Source organism: Oceanobacillus caeni (genome assembly GCF_019037185.1).
Classification (GTDB): domain Bacteria; phylum Bacillota; class Bacilli; order Bacillales; family Amphibacillaceae; genus Oceanobacillus; species Oceanobacillus caeni.
This window is the reverse complement of record NZ_JAHHXM010000001.1, coordinates 233,317-248,379: the sequence shown is the minus strand read 5'-3', so window position 1 is coordinate 248,379 and position 15,063 is coordinate 233,317. Positions and strand designations below refer to the sequence as shown.

13 protein-coding genes are annotated in these 15,063 nt (G+C 36.4%); all 13 read left to right on the top strand.

The features are described 5' to 3' along the window. Positions 1 to 106: 106 nt before the first annotated feature. The 13 genes from KM885_RS01075 (at position 107) to KM885_RS01020 (ending at position 15,062) form a co-directional block, all read left to right on the top strand. Positions 107 to 1,111 (top strand): LacI family DNA-binding transcriptional regulator, encoded by a 1,005-nt coding sequence (locus KM885_RS01075; RefSeq protein ID WP_060667784.1) that lies wholly within the window; start codon positions 107 to 109, stop codon positions 1,109 to 1,111. Positions 1,112 to 1,409: 298 nt separating this feature from the next. Then, positions 1,410 to 2,441: a Gfo/Idh/MocA family oxidoreductase gene (locus KM885_RS01070; RefSeq protein ID WP_216883429.1), complete on the top strand. Its 1,032-nt coding sequence runs from the start codon at positions 1,410 to 1,412 to the stop codon at positions 2,439 to 2,441. Positions 2,442 to 2,462: 21 nt separating this feature from the next. After that, positions 2,463 to 3,476, top strand: coding sequence for a Gfo/Idh/MocA family protein (locus KM885_RS01065; RefSeq protein ID WP_060667782.1), 1,014 nt, complete (start codon positions 2,463 to 2,465; stop codon positions 3,474 to 3,476). A gap of 510 nt (positions 3,477 to 3,986) precedes the next feature. After that, positions 3,987 to 5,390: a sugar porter family MFS transporter gene (locus KM885_RS01060; RefSeq protein WP_204797886.1), complete on the top strand. Its 1,404-nt coding sequence runs from the start codon at positions 3,987 to 3,989 to the stop codon at positions 5,388 to 5,390. 327 nt (positions 5,391 to 5,717) lie between these two features. Further along, positions 5,718 to 6,071: a 6-phosphofructokinase gene (locus KM885_RS17820; RefSeq protein WP_244986865.1), complete on the top strand. Its 354-nt coding sequence runs from the start codon at positions 5,718 to 5,720 to the stop codon at positions 6,069 to 6,071. Continuing rightward, a complete protein-coding gene (locus KM885_RS01055; protein WP_244986864.1) occupies positions 6,046 to 6,921 on the top strand; it encodes a diphosphate--fructose-6-phosphate 1-phosphotransferase in 876 nt (291 codons plus the stop codon). The genes KM885_RS17820 and KM885_RS01055 overlap by 26 nt, the downstream gene beginning before the upstream one ends. Positions 6,922 to 7,003: 82 nt before the next feature. Then, positions 7,004 to 7,996 carry an inositol 2-dehydrogenase gene (iolG, locus tag KM885_RS01050; protein WP_216883459.1) on the top strand — a complete coding sequence of 331 codons (993 nt, stop codon included), beginning with the start codon at positions 7,004 to 7,006 and terminating at the stop codon, positions 7,994 to 7,996. A gap of 27 nt (positions 7,997 to 8,023) precedes the next feature. Beyond that, on the top strand, positions 8,024 to 9,928 hold the full coding sequence (gene iolD, locus KM885_RS01045) for a 3D-(3,5/4)-trihydroxycyclohexane-1,2-dione acylhydrolase (decyclizing) (RefSeq protein ID WP_060667780.1): 1,905 nt from the start codon (positions 8,024 to 8,026) through the stop codon (positions 9,926 to 9,928). Between the two features lie 57 nt (positions 9,929 to 9,985). Continuing rightward, the gene (iolB, locus tag KM885_RS01040; RefSeq protein ID WP_060667779.1) at positions 9,986 to 10,798 is read left to right on the top strand and encodes a 5-deoxy-glucuronate isomerase; all 813 of its coding nucleotides are present in this window, start codon (positions 9,986 to 9,988) and stop codon (positions 10,796 to 10,798) included. 54 nt (positions 10,799 to 10,852) lie between these two features. Then, on the top strand, positions 10,853 to 11,788 hold the full coding sequence (gene iolE / locus KM885_RS01035) for a myo-inosose-2 dehydratase (protein WP_060667778.1): 936 nt from the start codon (positions 10,853 to 10,855) through the stop codon (positions 11,786 to 11,788). A 29-nt stretch (positions 11,789 to 11,817) separates the two neighbouring features. Continuing rightward, entirely contained in the window at positions 11,818 to 12,852 is a 1,035-nt protein-coding gene (locus KM885_RS01030; RefSeq protein WP_060667777.1) for a Gfo/Idh/MocA family oxidoreductase, read from the top strand. Positions 12,853 to 13,020: 168 nt separating this feature from the next. Next, positions 13,021 to 14,037 carry a Gfo/Idh/MocA family protein gene (locus tag KM885_RS01025; protein WP_204797852.1) on the top strand — a complete coding sequence of 339 codons (1,017 nt, stop codon included), beginning with the start codon at positions 13,021 to 13,023 and terminating at the stop codon, positions 14,035 to 14,037. 173 nt (positions 14,038 to 14,210) lie between these two features. Next, a complete protein-coding gene (locus tag KM885_RS01020; protein WP_060667775.1) occupies positions 14,211 to 15,062 on the top strand; it encodes a transketolase in 852 nt (283 codons plus the stop codon). Position 15,063 lies beyond the last annotated feature (1 nt).

Below are 15,063 nucleotides of genomic sequence, written 5' to 3'. Positions count from 1 at the left end.
ACAAAATATTTCGCTATGTATAATAATATATGTGAATACTGTTTCATTTTTTGCGTAAAGAATGTTATTAGGATCATGAAAAGAGTGGGAAAAGGGATGATTAGGAGTGAAGGTTACGATTTATGATGTAGCAAAAGAAGCAAACGTTTCGATTGCTACCGTTTCTAATGTAATTAATAAAAAGGGGAGGATTGGGGAAAAAACGAGAAGACGGGTACATGAAGCGATGGAAAAGCTGAATTATGAACCGAATATACTTGCATCCGCTTTAACTGGAAAACAGACGAAAACAATAGGACTGATTATTCCAGATTTGGCAAACCCATTCTTCTCTGAACTAGCAAGAAGTATCGAGGATCGAGCCCACGAATTAAGTTACAATATCGTCATTTGTAGTACGGATTATCAGGAGGAGAAAGAAAATAAATACATAAGTTTACTTAAACAAAAAAGAGTAGACGGTTTCATTTTAGCCTCTGGTTTTGAAAACTTGGAAAAAGTTCAAGAATTGTTGAATGAAGATATTCCAGTAGTTATTGTTGCAAGAGATTACCCTAATTTCTCTATTAATGCGGTTGCATTAGATGACTATATGGGAGGCTATCAAGCTGCAAATCATTTACTTCAATTAGGTCATAAAAATATCGGGTTCATTGCATTAGATGTTTATAGTAACAGAGAGCGTATACGTGGTTTTAAAGATGCTTTAAAGGAATATCAAATTGAACCACGGAAGGACCTTCACTTCATTGAAGATAAAAAACAAAGTCTTGTAAGAGCGGGAAACATAAGTGCCAAAAAATACCTCGAAAGTGGAGATATCCCAACAGCAATATTTGCGTGCAATGATTTACTTGCAATAGGGGCTATTCAAGTTATCAGAGATGCGGGGCTTAATGTTCCAGATGATATTTCTATCGTTGGCTTCGATAATACAAACATTGCAACGATTGTGGATCCGCCATTAACAACGATGTCACAACCAATTCAGAGAATGGGAAGGGAAGTAATGGATTTAATCATCTCTATTTTTAAAGGGGAGAGAGATGATGAAGTACGTATTACATTGGTTCCGGATCTTGTTAAAAGAAAATCAACGAAAGAATTGTAAAAATAGGTAAGACGGATGAATTTGACATCTGTTTTACCTATTTTAATGAAGCGCTTTATCCGAAAGTGACAAAATTGTTTGACTATAAACTTATCTTAAATTATACTGGTAATATAGTTAAGCGGTTACCCTTATATTAACATTATATGTAAGCGTTTAATCAATAATTCTAATTTAGAAAGAGAATATGTAAAAATTATCTTCTATTATTTTACGTTGGGAAAGAAAGTTTTAGCGGGAAGCGAATCCAACGTAGCTAAAATTTAAACTTTTTTAGTATTTAAAGGAGGCCGTTCATTTGACTAAAGAAATACGTATTGCGTCTATAGGGGTAGGGACTTTAGGTTTTTTGCATGCGTCTAATATTCAGCATCGAGTACCGAATGCTAGGATTGAAAAGGTTGCTGCAACGCGTGAGGAAAGTGCGAAACGTGCAGCGGATAAATTAGGAATTCAAAATTGGACTACAAGTCTATCAGAAGTTTTTGAGGATGATCATGTAGATGCAGTTGTGATTACAACACCGAATTATACACATGCAGATTTAATTAAACGAGCTGCTGAAAGTGGCAAACATATTTTTGTTGAAAAACCTATTACCAAAACGATTGAAGAAGCTCATGAAGTAATTGAGATAATTAATAGAAATAACGTCATTTGTCAAGTAGGTTTTATGAGAAGATTCGATCCTACATATCAAGAAGCAAAAAGAAGAATTGAACAAGGGGATATCGGACAGCCAATTTATTTCAAAGCGGTTGGAAGGGACCCGGGTTCTCCTCCAGAATCTTATGTGAAAACAAGTGGAAGTATATTCCATGACTTTACCATCCATGATTTTGATGCAGCTAGATATTTAATGGATTCAGAGATTCATTCGATCAGGTCTGTTGGTAAAGTATTAATGGATGAATATTTGAAAAAATACAATGACTATGATCAAGCGCACTCCTTAATTACGTTTGAATCAGGTGCTTTTGGAGATATCGAATCTAGCCGAAACGCAGGTTATGGTTATGATATTCGTTCGGAAGTAATTGGAACAGAGGGAACGATTCAATTAGGAAGCTTGCGTAATCAAGATGTACAGTTTTTATCACTAAACGGTAACAATAGTAGTGAAATAGTGCCTGAGTATCAAACGAGATTCCGTGAATCCTTTATGAAAGAAATGGAATACTTTGTTGGTGTACTAAATAATGAGAATGAACCAGTGAATACAGCAGTTTCTGCTTTAAGATCTCTAGAAGTAGCTGCTTCTGCTGTTGAATCATGTGAAAAAGATCAAGAAATTGAAGTAAGAAGAAAAGTTTTTGAAGCGATGAAATAAGTATCTATGGGGGGAAGTTTTATGTCAAAAGTAAAAGTTGGGATTTTAGGAGCCGGTGGTATCGCTCAAACACATGTCAATAATTTAAATAATGATCCGCGTGTAGATATTATTGGAATTGCCGATATTAAACAAGAGAATGCAGAAAATCTAGCAAAACAAACAAAACATGCAAAACCTGTTGGAAGCTTGGATGAATTATTTGAATTAGGTGTTGATACGGTTTACGTAACGATACCAAATACATTACATGTCGATGCTGTATTAACATGTCTGGAAAACAATGTAAGTGTATTTTCGGAAAAACCAATGGCAACCAATTTAGCTGATGCAAAGAAAATTAAAGATGCGGCAACAAAATCAGATGCTATTTATAATTTAGGGATGAACCAAAGATATGCCCATGTATTTAAAAAGGTTAAGGGTCTGATAGAAAAAGGGGAGCTTCATCCATATGTTGCCCATATGAAATTGAACCGTGGTGAATTGTTAAATCCTGCTTGGACAAGTAACCCAGAAATTACTGGGGGCTTCTTTTTTGAAACTCCGATCCATTTATTAGATTTAAGTAGATATCTTTTTGGAGAAGCCGTGACGGTTACTTGTGAGGCAAGACAAAGTATTTCAGAAAGTGAACTTGATAGTTTCACGATTTTATTAACATATGAATCTGGAACAATAGCTACTTTTGTAACGTATGCTCACTCTGGTTGGAGTTTTCCATTTGAAAGTTTAGAAGTTTACGGAAAACATTCTACTATTACAACGAAAGATTTAGATCATGTCATGTATTCTCCGGGCCTAAATCAAAAGATTGAAGTTGAAGAATACTTTGATGTGTCTTTTGCTGATAAATGGGGATATGTAGAAGAAGATAGATTGTTTATTGATTCCTTAGTGAATGGATCGAAGCAACCAGTCTCAGCAGAGGATGGTTATCAAACTGCTAAACTTATTGATGCTATTTATGAGAGTGCTAAGACAGGTGAAAAGATAACTTTATCAGAATATAAAAAGGAATTGGAAACGGTGTAAGAGAGTAAAAGGAGTCAACTATAAAAGTTGGATTCCTTTTCTTTTATCTAAATATTTGTTGACTTGCTAATTGCTATAAAATATAATACAAATTAGATAAAGCGCTTAATCGAAATGTGAGGAGGGAAGTACTTGTAGACTGAATGTTCATTTGGCACAATTTGCCAAATATACTAGAAAATATATAAAAGTAATAAATTCAAGAAAAGATTTAACCGCTTAATCGAGAAGGCCATAAAAGTGTGGGTTTTTTAATAAGGAAGTCATTAGGTGTAGTGAAAATTTTTAGACCTCTAAGTATAAAATAAAAGATCCGTTAAAAGATTGTGAATGCAATTACTTTCTAATATGTTGCTAGAAAATAAGGGTTCTAATAAATGAATCCGATTACATAGGAGGGGGACAGGGTTCGTACCTCACTAGTTAATCTTACATCTGGAACAAGGATCCTTGCCCTATTTATGGGAGGAAATATACATGAGTAAAAATGGTTTATCCACGGATAAAACGATGACGATTAAAGAACGTGATAAAAGGCTAAAAATCATAGCGATTATTGCCACATTTGGTGGATTGTTATTTGGCTTTGACACCGGGGTTATCAACGGTGCTTTACCATTTATGTCTATGGAAAGCCAATTAAACTTAAATGCTTTTACAGAAGGTATTGTTTCTAGTTCATTGATTTTAGGTGCTGCATTTGGTGCTTTTTTTGGCGGGCAACTTTCTGATAAATATGGTCGTCGTAAATTAATTTTATGGCTTGCCATTGTATTCTTTTTCTCAACATTGGGATGTGCCTTAGCACCAAACGTTCCAGTAATGGTTATATCACGTATCATTCTTGGGCTTGCTGTTGGTGGTGCTTCTGTAACTGTACCAACATTCTTATCTGAAATGTCACCAAAAGAACGTCGTGGACGTATGGTTACACAAAATGAACTGATGATTGTTACAGGTCAACTTCTATCATACGTGTCTAATGCAATTCTTGGTAACACTGTGGCAGACCCCGGTGTATGGAGAATCATGCTCGTTCTTGCAACCCTTCCAGCAATCGTATTATGGTTGGGGATGTTAATCGTTCCAGAAAGTCCACGTTGGTATGCGTCAAAAGGAAAAATGGGAGATGCGCTTAAGGTTTTAAAACAAATCCGTGACATTAATCAAGCAAAGACAGAGCTAGAAGAAATTCAAGGGAACATTCAAGCGGAACAAAATTATGATAAGGCCTCCATGAAGGATTTAAAAAAACCATGGATAAAAAGAGTTGTGATCATTGGTATCGGGATTGGGGTTGTTCAACAGGCTACAGGTGTTAACTCGATTATGTATTATGGTACGGAAATTCTAAGAGATGCTGGTCTAGGGACTCAGGCAGCACTTATAGGTAATATTGCAAACGGTATCATTTCTGTGCTAGCAACTTTTGTTGGTATTTGGTTACTTGGTAAAGTTGGAAGACGTCCAATGTTGGCAGTCGGGCTAATCGGTACAACCAGTGCTCTAGCATTAATCGGATTATTTTCAAATTTATTTGCAGGTGCAACAGCACTTCCATATATTGTACTAACATTAACCGTTACCTTCCTAGCTTTCCAACAAGGAGCAATTTCTCCAGTGACTTGGTTAATGTTAGCAGAAATATTCCCATTACGTATTCGTGGGCTGGGCTTTGGTGTAGCAGTATTTTTTAGCTGGATGACGAACTTCTTAATTAGTTTCTCTTTCCCAGTACTATTAAGTAGCTTTGGATTAAGTATTACATTCTTTATGTTTGCGATAATCGGTATATTTGCTATAACTTTTGTTGTGAAATTCTTACCAGAAACAAAAGGACTTTCTCTAGAAGAATTAGAACAACGATTTCGTAATTATGACAAGGAAGAGGTGGGGGATATTAAAGAAGCATAATGGTTTCTGTTTTTGGAAATGAAAGAAATTTAATTATGATACGTGCTAACGTATTTCAATTGAAAATACCATCGACAATAGACAACTTGTTGGATAAATAATGGAAAGTATTTTACTATCTATGTATAAATAACGGAGAGGTGCGACCAAAGCCTCTCCGTTATTTATTTTATACTCGAAATAATCTCTCGCAGAAAAAATAAAATTTAAAAAGTCAAAGTATTATTGACTAACTAGAACAATAAGAATATAATATAAACTGTAGATAGAAATTATTTTTACCCTAAAGGTGAAGCGCTTAACCTTTTAAGTGAAGGGAGTAGGAAAATGCAGGAGAATTGTATGATTGTCCAGTCAGGAGGGCCTACAGCAGTCATAAATAATTCTCTCATTGGGATTATTGACGGAATATCAAGAACCCCATTTGATGGAGAAATTTATGGGGCTGTTGGTGGGATTTATGGTTTACTGCATGAAGAATTTGTTAGTTTAAAGAATCTTTCTATCAGTGAACGAAACAGATTAAGGTGGACTCCTGGAGCAGCTCTCGGTACACAGCGTTATAAATTATCAAAAGAGGATATAGAAAAAATAGTACATATCCTTGTGAAGAATGATATTCGGTATTTTTTCTACATAGGTGGAAAATGGTTCTATGAACGTAGCGAAGATGATTCATGAGTATGTAATGGATGTAGAATATAATCTTATTGTTATTGGTATTCCTAAATCAATAGACAATGATGTAGTTGGTACGGACCATTCTCCGGGATATGGGAGTTCAGCTAAGTTTTTAGCAACTTCCATCATCGATGTAGATATGGATATGGGGAGTTACCCGGAAAGCAATGGTGTAACTATAATTGAAACGATGGGGAGAAATTCAGGTTGGCTTGCTGGTGCATGTTCATTGGCTGAGGATTATCTTACTGAAAATAGTCAACTACTTATTTATATTCCTGAAGTTGCATTTGATTTTGTTAAGTGCGTAGATAAGTTGGAAAAGGCAAATCGTGAAAAAAGAAATACGATTCTAGTCGTTGCAGAAGGAATTCGCAAGAAAAATGGTGAATTAGTTAACACGTATACAGAATATGATTTCTTAGGAAGACCAAAATTGGGTGGTGTTTCATCTTATTTGAAAGATATGATCGAAAATGAAACAGGTATTAAAACCAGGTATATGACTTCAAGTGTTTGGCAAAGAAGCAGTATGACTCTCGCTTCGAAAACAGATGTAGAAGAGGCTTATCATTTAGGAATACATGCTGTTCGCCTAGCGAATTTAAACCAAACTGGGATTATGGTCGGCCTAAAGAGAGATCCACATGAAGTGGATTATCATATTTCTTATGAAACAATACAGCTAAAAGAAGTGGCAGAGAAGGAAAAAATTATCCCAACGGAATGGTATAACGTCGAAGAAAATATAATGACATTGGATTTTAAGGATTACGCGTTCCCAATGATTAAAGGTGAAATTGTTCTTCCAATGAAAAATGGGTTACCAATCTATCAACGGGTGATTTAGTATATTTTTCAATTCCAGGAAAGCGCTTAACTGGAAACTATAGGATGTAAATATTTTTTTGAAGGTAGTGATACATTTGAGAATGATTCGCTGTGCGGTAATTGGTGTTGGAAGATTAGGTATCTTTCATGCGAAAAATACTGCTACAAGGGTCAAAGGTGCAGAAATCGTTGCTGTCGTTGCTACAAGGGAAGAAAGTGCAAAGCGAGCAGCAGCAGAATTGGGAATAGATAGATGGTCGATTGATCCACAAGAAATATTTGATGATAAATCCATAGACGCTGTCATCATTGTGACCCCAACGAAAACTCATGCTGAGCTTATTATACAAGCAGCAAGAAGTAAGAAACATATTTTTGTAGATAAACCAGTGACAGAAACATTGGAAGAAGCAGAAGAGGTTATAAAAGAGGTTGCTAGTAATGGAGTAATCTGCCAAGTGGGCTTTATGCGCAGGTTTGATCCTTCATATGCTAAAGCTAAAAAAAGGATTCAACAGGGTGATATAGGGAAACCTCTTTATTTCAAGGGAGTTAGTCGTGACCCAGGTTCTCCCCCAGAGTCCTATATCAAAACGAGTGGTGGTATTTTCTTAGATTTAAATATCCATGAGTATGATATTGCGAGATTCCTTATGGGGAACGAAGTGGAATCTGTTCAATCGTTTGGAGATGTACTCGTTCATCCATTTATGAACAAGTACGGAGATGTCGATCAATCCATTACCGTACTGAAATTCAAAAATGGAGCTACAGCAAGTATCGAAGGTAGCAGAAATTCCGCTTTTGGCTACGATATTCGTGGTGAGGTTGTAGGTACAGAAGGCTCTATTCAAATAGGTTCTTTACAATACCATAACAATATTATTCTAAAAAACAACAAGAGTTACCATGATAATGTTCCGGATTTTCTTACAAAGTTTGGAGATGCTTTCGTTGCAGAGTTAGAACATTTCATCGACTGTGTTCAGAATAATAAGAAACCAATTGTCGATGAAGTAGACGGTATGAAAACATTAGAAGTAGCTGTCGCAGCAACGGAATCATTTAAAATAAAAGAAAAAGTATTTCTTTAATTAAAAGGTTAAGAGGAGGAAATAAGGATGGAAGCTATTTGTGTTGCAAATGAAAAAAGTGGAGTTAAAAATGAAACCATTCGTTTAACAATGTCTCAGGCATTATTGAAATTCCTTGATAATCAATACATTGAAGTTGATGGTGAAGTAAAGAAATTTGTGAAAGGGATCTTCGGTATCTTCGGTCATGGAAACGCTACTGGTTTAGCGGAAGCACTTGAAAGAGAAGAAAGCGATATCACACTTATTCAAGGGAAAAACGAACAAGGGATGGTACATACAGCCACAGCTTACGCAAAACAAAAAAACCGTCAAGAAATTTATGCATGTACGACATCCATTGGACCAGGTGCACTAAATATGGTAACAGCGGCTGGTACAGCTACAGTTAACCGTATACCTGTGTTATTACTACCAAGTGATAACTTTGCAACTCGTCAGCCGGACCCTGTTCTTCAACAAATTGAAGATCCAAGTGATTATACGATGTCTGCAACTGACGCATTCAAACCAGTTAGTAAGTATTGGGACCGTATTGTTCGTCCTGAGCAATTAATGACTGCTTGTTTAAATGCAATAAGGGTTCTAACAGACCCAGTTGATACTGGTGCCGTAACATTAGCTCTTCCACAAGACGTACAAGCTGAAGCATTCGATTATCCTGTTGAATTCTTTAAGAAACGTATTCATACAGTGGAAAGAAGAACTCCAAGTGAAGTTGCCCTTGATCGTGCAGTTGAACTTATTAAATCTAAGAAGAAACCATTCATTATTGCTGGTGGTGGAGTACATTATTCCTTAGCTACAAATGAGTTAAAACAATTTATAGAAGATTTCCAAATTCCAGTAGGAGAAACACAAGCTGGTAAGAGCGCCCTTGCTTGGGATCATCCAATGTATATGGGTGGAACAGGTGCGAATGGTTCAAAAGCATCCAACGTTCTTGCTAAAGATGCGGACTTAATTATCGGTATTGGTACTCGTCTAACGGACTTTTCTACAGCTTCTAAAGTAGCTTTCCAAAACCCTGAAGTTGAATTTTTAAGTATTAATGTTTGCTCGATGGACGCGATGAAGATGGAATCACAAATGCTGATTGCAGATGCAAAAGTAGCGTTGGCTGAATTGTCAGACCGTCTAAAAGATGAAAATTATACATCAGGCTATGAGGCTAGTGAATTATCTTCTTTAAAAGAAGAATGGGATAAAGAAGTGGACCGTCTATTTAATTTGCAAAGTGAAGAAGGATTAGAACAATCCCAAGTAATTGGTGAATTAAATAAGTTTATCGATGAAAAAGATATTATTACTTGTGCGGCAGGAAGCTTGCCAGGGGATCTATTGAAACTGTGGAGAAGCTCTCATCCGAAAACATATCATATGGAATACGGTTTCTCGACTATGGGTTATGAAGTACAAGCTGCACTAGGAATTAAGATGGCGGAACCAGATCGTGAAGCATATGCGATTGTTGGAGATGGAAGTTACTTGATGTTACATTCTGAGCTTGTAACTAGTTTACAAGAAAACAAGAAAATCAATATTGTTTTACTTGATAACCACGGTTTCCAATGTATCCATGGATTACAAGTTGGTCAAGGTAGTGAAGGTTTTGGAAACGAATTTCGCTATCGTAATGCAAGCACGAATCAATTGAGTGGAGAATATATGGAATTTGATTTCGCTGCACATGCAAGAAGCATGGGGGCGAAAGGATATACAGCTAACACGGTAGAAGAACTTCGTGATGCATTGGAGAAAGCGAAACAAGAAACAGTATCTACGTTGATTCATGTTAAGACACTTCCAAGTAAAGTGCCTGGTTACGAATCATGGTGGCGTCTAGGTGTCGCTGAAGTATCGAACAGTGAAAAGGTAAAAAATGCCTATGAAAATATGGAAGAAAAATTAAATCAAGCAAGAAAATATTAAATTATATTCCCTTATCTTTGGAAAAATGAAATGTAAAACAATTATAGGAGGCTAATTATGTCAGAATTACTAATTAACCCGAAAGCAACACCGGATCAAGATGGAAGTGTAATTAAAGTAACACCAGGGGACGCTGGTTGGAAATATGTTGGTTTTGAGGTATACCAATTAAAACCTGGTCAAACTTTTGAAAAGGAAACAGGGGATTTGGAAGTAGCAGTTGTTCTTCTTTCTGGAAAAGCGGATGCGAAAACAAACAAGCAGTCTTGGGATAATATTGGGGAAAGAATGAGTGTATTCGATGACACACCAGCATATACCGTTTACGTATCTTCCGATGATAGAGTAGAGCTTACAGCAATAACTGACTTAGAAATTGCCGTTTGTACTGCTCCTGGTAAAGGAACGTATGAAGCCCGCCTTATTACTCCAAAAGATGTATTAGTGGCACAGCGTGGATATGGAAGCCTTGAACGCGAGATTCATAATATACTTCCTGCTGATAAGCCGGCAGATAGCCTATTTATCTTTGAGGTCTTCACACCGGAGGGGAATTGGTCAAGTTATCCACCACATAAACATGATGAAGATAATTTACCGCAAGAAAGTTATTTAGAGGAAACATATTATCATCGAGTGAGTTCCCCAGAAAATGGATTCGCTATTCAGCGTGTGTATACACATGACAAATCTTTAGATGAAACAATTGTGGTTAGAGATGGGGATTTGGTACTTGTTCCAAAAGGTTTCCATCCAGTATCAAACCCACCAGGATATAAATTATATTACTTAAACGTGATGGCAGGTCCTGTTCGTGAATGGAAATTTACGAATGATAAAGACCATGAGTGGTTACTTGCTAAAAATTAATCATTTAGATGCCCCATACCTATGGGGCATCTAATCCTTAAAGGAGGGGAAACAATGACTTTACAATCTGTACCATTCAGGCTTGGTATCCACCCAATCAACTGGGTAGGGGAAGATGTGTTAGAGCATGGTGATTTTTATACATATGAAGATGTGATGGGAGATATCCAAGCACTCGGTTTTAAGGGAACGGAAATTAGCCGTAAATTTCCTAAAGATAAGGAAGAACTAAAAAAAGCGTTAGATCGATATGGGTTACAATTAACAACGCAATGGAAATCTGTATTCTTCTCAGATCCAAAGAGACATGAAGAAGAATTAAAAGCGTATCGCGCCCATGTAGAGCTTTTAAAGGAATTTGGCTGTAAAGTAATTAGTACAGCTGAAATTGGGGGATCCATACTTAATCAAGATCCAACTCGAGGCGTAGATGAAACCTATGTTCAAAGATTAGATGATGAAGGTTGGAAGTACCTAGTAGAAGGGCTAAATAAAGCCGGGGAAATTGCTAAAGAAAATGGTATGGATTTAGTGTACCATCATCATGCAGGTACCGTTGTGGAACAGCCTGAAGAAATAGATCGATTAATGGAAATGACCGATAAAAATGTAGTGTCTTTACTGTATGATACAGGACACGGATATTATGGGGGAAACGATCCAGTACAACTTTTACAAAAATATATCGATCGTGTGAAATATGTTCATCTAAAAGACGTTAGACAAAACGTGTTAGAACAGGCACGTAAAGAACACTATAGCATTAGAAAATGTATTCGTAGTGGCATGTTTACTGTACCAGGAGATGGTGTACTTGATTTTGAACCTGTCTTTAAGATTTTAATAGAAAACAATTATTCGGGATGGGCATTAATCGAAGGGGAGCAAGATCCTATCGAACATAATCCATATGAATATGCGAAGAAATCAAAAGAATTCATTATAGAAACAATTGAAAAGGTAAAAGCAGATTCTATTACAAAAAACTAATGGAACATAACTAGAGAGGGGATTATGATATGAAAGAAGTAGTACGTACAGCGGTTTTAGGACTTGGAAGATTAGGATATTGGCATGCAGAAAATCTAGCACAAAAAGTAAAAGGTGCTGAACTTGTTACAGTAATCGACCCAATGGAAGGTCGTGCGGAACAAGTAGCAAGAGAATTAGGAGTAAAAAATTGGTCTCAAGATATCAATACAGCTTTTCATGATGATACCATCGATGCTGTTGTTATTGTTACTCCAACTTCTACACATGCAGAATTAATAAAAGAAGCAGCTAAAAATGGAAAACAAATCTTTGTTGAGAAACCGTTAACAAAGGAACTTGCTGATGCGGATGAAGTTATTCAAGTTCTCCGGGAACAAAATGTTAACTGTCAAGTTGGTTTTATGAGAAGATTTGATCCAGCTTATAGTGAAGCGAAGAAAAGAATTGCAGCAGGTGACATTGGAAAACCGTTGTATTTTAAAGGAGTTAGCCGTGACGGAAATGTCCCTCATGAGGAATTTATTAAATACAGTGGCGGAATTTTTCTAGATGTAGCTATCCATGATTACGATATTGCACGCTTTTTAATGAATCAAGATGTAACTTCTGTACATTCTTCTGGAAGTATTTTATTAGAATCCAACCGGTTTATGGAGAAATATAATGATGTTGATCAAGGGTTAACATATTTAACATTTGATGGTGGTGCTACAGGTGATGTGGAAACCATGCGTGTTGCTCCATACGCATACGATATCCGTGGGGAAGTAGTAGGAACAGAAGGATCCATTCGAATTGGTTCCATGCGCAATACAGATGTAAATATTTTAACTGCAAAAGGAAGTACACATGATTTAATTCAAGACTTTCCATCACGTTTCCAAGATGCATATCTACTTGAAATGATAGCGTTTATCGAATCGGTACAAAAAGGAGAAACACCAATATGTACAGCGGTCGATGGGAAAGCTGCACTCGAAATTGCAACTGCAGCAACTCAGTCCTTCCTATCAGGAGAAAAGGTAGAAGTTAAATCATTGAGTCAGAAGAGTTTAATATAATGAAGTTGGCTGAGAGTGAAAATATTTTCACTCTCTAAGCGGCCCGAATATATGAAAGCGGGAACCTGTTACTGAAGAATGAAAATTCGATACTCGTGAGCAGGAATTCGTTACTAAGTATTCAGACCGCGGATTTAAACGTTAGATTATTTAAGGAGGAAGAAATCTATGTCGAAAGTAAAATGGGGTATCTTAAGTGCGGCTAATATTGCTTATGAAGAAATGGTACCTGCACTAAGACGTTCTGAAAATGCAATCGTTTCAGCAATTGCGTCAAGAACAAAAGAAAAAGCAGAAAAATTTGAGATTCCAACCATCTATCATTCTTATGAAGAACTTATCCAAGATCCAACTATTGATGCCATTTATATTCCACTCCCAAATGCTTTACATAAAGAATGGGCCATTAAAGCAATGGATGCTGGTAAACATGTATTATTAGAAAAACCTGCAGTATTACAAGAAAAGGAAATGTTAGAAATTAAAGAAACACAGGAAAGAAATAATGTTGTGTTTATGGAAGCCTTCATGTATCAATTTCATAAACAACATGCAAAGGTAAAAGAATTATTAGATTCTGGAATCATAGGGGAATACCAACATGTTAAGGCGCATTTCTCCTATAATCTCGACAACCCAAATGACGTTCGATTAAATAAGGAACTTGGTGGAGGAGCCATGTGGGATGTAGGATGTTATGGTATGCATGCCATTACTCAAATTGTCGGTATGAAACCAGTGAAGCTTTCTATGACTGGTCATATCCATCCGGTGCATGAGGTTGATATCTCTTCCACATGTGTGTTAGTCGACAAAGATAATCGCACGGCAGAAATTTTTTCTTCTATGGAGTTACCTTTCATCGATTATTATGAAATATTTGGTCCAGAAGGTACGATTCGCGTTGATGGTTCTTTCCGTCCAGATCAATCATCTTTGGACAAACGCGGAAAAGTAACAGTGAAAGATAAACAAAATAATGTTATTTATAAAGAAGCATTTCAATCAGATCAGTATTTAGAACAAGTGGAACATTTTCAGGAATGTATCAAAGAAAATAAATTGCCGATATACAGTGCTGATCAATCTCTTGAAATGATCCGTTATATACAGAAGAGTTATGAGTCATTATTTAACCATTCCATACTGACGGAAATACCAGAAGGAAATCTTCTTACTAAATAACTTTCATGGTGACTTAATAAAATAGAAATATACTTGATATATAGGTTGATTAACCGTCTGATCAAAACTTTTTTCACTTAACCCATTATCATAGTGGATAACATCAAGTATTTTTCTTTCAAAAAATGATAAAGCGGTTAATCTGCAGTTTATCAAAGAAGGAGGAGTTTGGTTTGAGTAATTTACTTAGCGAAGAGAAGTTACAGCTTTTAAATGAAAAATCAATAGAATCTAGAAAACTAGTTGTTCATACTGTCCATCACGCAGGGGCGGGTCATATTGGTGGCCCGATGTCAGCTGTCGATGTATTAGTTAATTTATATTTTAATGAATTGAATGTTAATCCAGAAGATGCCAGAGCTGAAAACCGTGATCGTTTTGTATTATCAAAGGGACACTCAGCAGTAGCACTTTATACCGTTTTAGCGATTAAAGGATATTTCCCTATTAAAGAGTTGGATACATTCGATTCCATGGATTCTAGGCTACAAGCACACCCAGATATGAATATTTTACCTGGGCTTGATATGTCAACAGGTTCCCTTGGCCAAGGGATTTCCGCTGCAGTAGGAATGGCCCTTGGTGCAAAGCTTAAAAACAAAGACTTTCGTACGTACTGCATGATTGGTGATGGAGAATCACAAGAAGGTCAAGTTTGGGAAGCAGCAGATGTTGCGGTTAAATATGGGTTAGATAATCTAGTAGTTATTTTAGATAATAACAAATTACAGCAGTTCGGTTGGGGAGAAAGTTTTGATGAACGTGAAGTACCTGTTACAAATCCTTGTGAACGCTGGCAAGCATTTGGTTGGAACGTAATCGAAATTGATGGTCACAATCATAACGAAATTACAAAAGCCTTTAATGCAGCACGTACTGTATCTGGCAAGCCGACAATTATTGTTGCGAATACAGTTAAAGGAAAAGGTGTTTCCTTTATGGAAAATACGCATAGATGGCATTCACGAGTTCCAACAGATGAAGAATTTGATCATGCTGTTCAAGAATTGGAAGCGGGGGTATAAC

Coding starts and splice junctions, on each gene's coding strand:
- KM885_RS01030 (WP_060667777.1), top strand. CDS start 11,818: ATGAAAGAAGTAGTACGTACAGCGGTTTTAGGACTTGGAAGATTAGGA.
- iolD (WP_060667780.1), top strand. CDS start 8,024: ATGGAAGCTATTTGTGTTGCAAATGAAAAAAGTGGAGTTAAAAATGAA.
- KM885_RS17820 (WP_244986865.1), top strand. CDS start 5,718: ATGCAGGAGAATTGTATGATTGTCCAGTCAGGAGGGCCTACAGCAGTC.
- KM885_RS01055 (WP_244986864.1), top strand. CDS start 6,046: ATGAACGTAGCGAAGATGATTCATGAGTATGTAATGGATGTAGAATAT.
- iolB (WP_060667779.1), top strand. CDS start 9,986: ATGTCAGAATTACTAATTAACCCGAAAGCAACACCGGATCAAGATGGA.
- iolE (WP_060667778.1), top strand. CDS start 10,853: ATGACTTTACAATCTGTACCATTCAGGCTTGGTATCCACCCAATCAAC.
- KM885_RS01065 (WP_060667782.1), top strand. CDS start 2,463: ATGTCAAAAGTAAAAGTTGGGATTTTAGGAGCCGGTGGTATCGCTCAA.
- iolG (WP_216883459.1), top strand. CDS start 7,004: ATGATTCGCTGTGCGGTAATTGGTGTTGGAAGATTAGGTATCTTTCAT.
- KM885_RS01025 (WP_204797852.1), top strand. CDS start 13,021: ATGTCGAAAGTAAAATGGGGTATCTTAAGTGCGGCTAATATTGCTTAT.
- KM885_RS01060 (WP_204797886.1), top strand. CDS start 3,987: ATGACGATTAAAGAACGTGATAAAAGGCTAAAAATCATAGCGATTATT.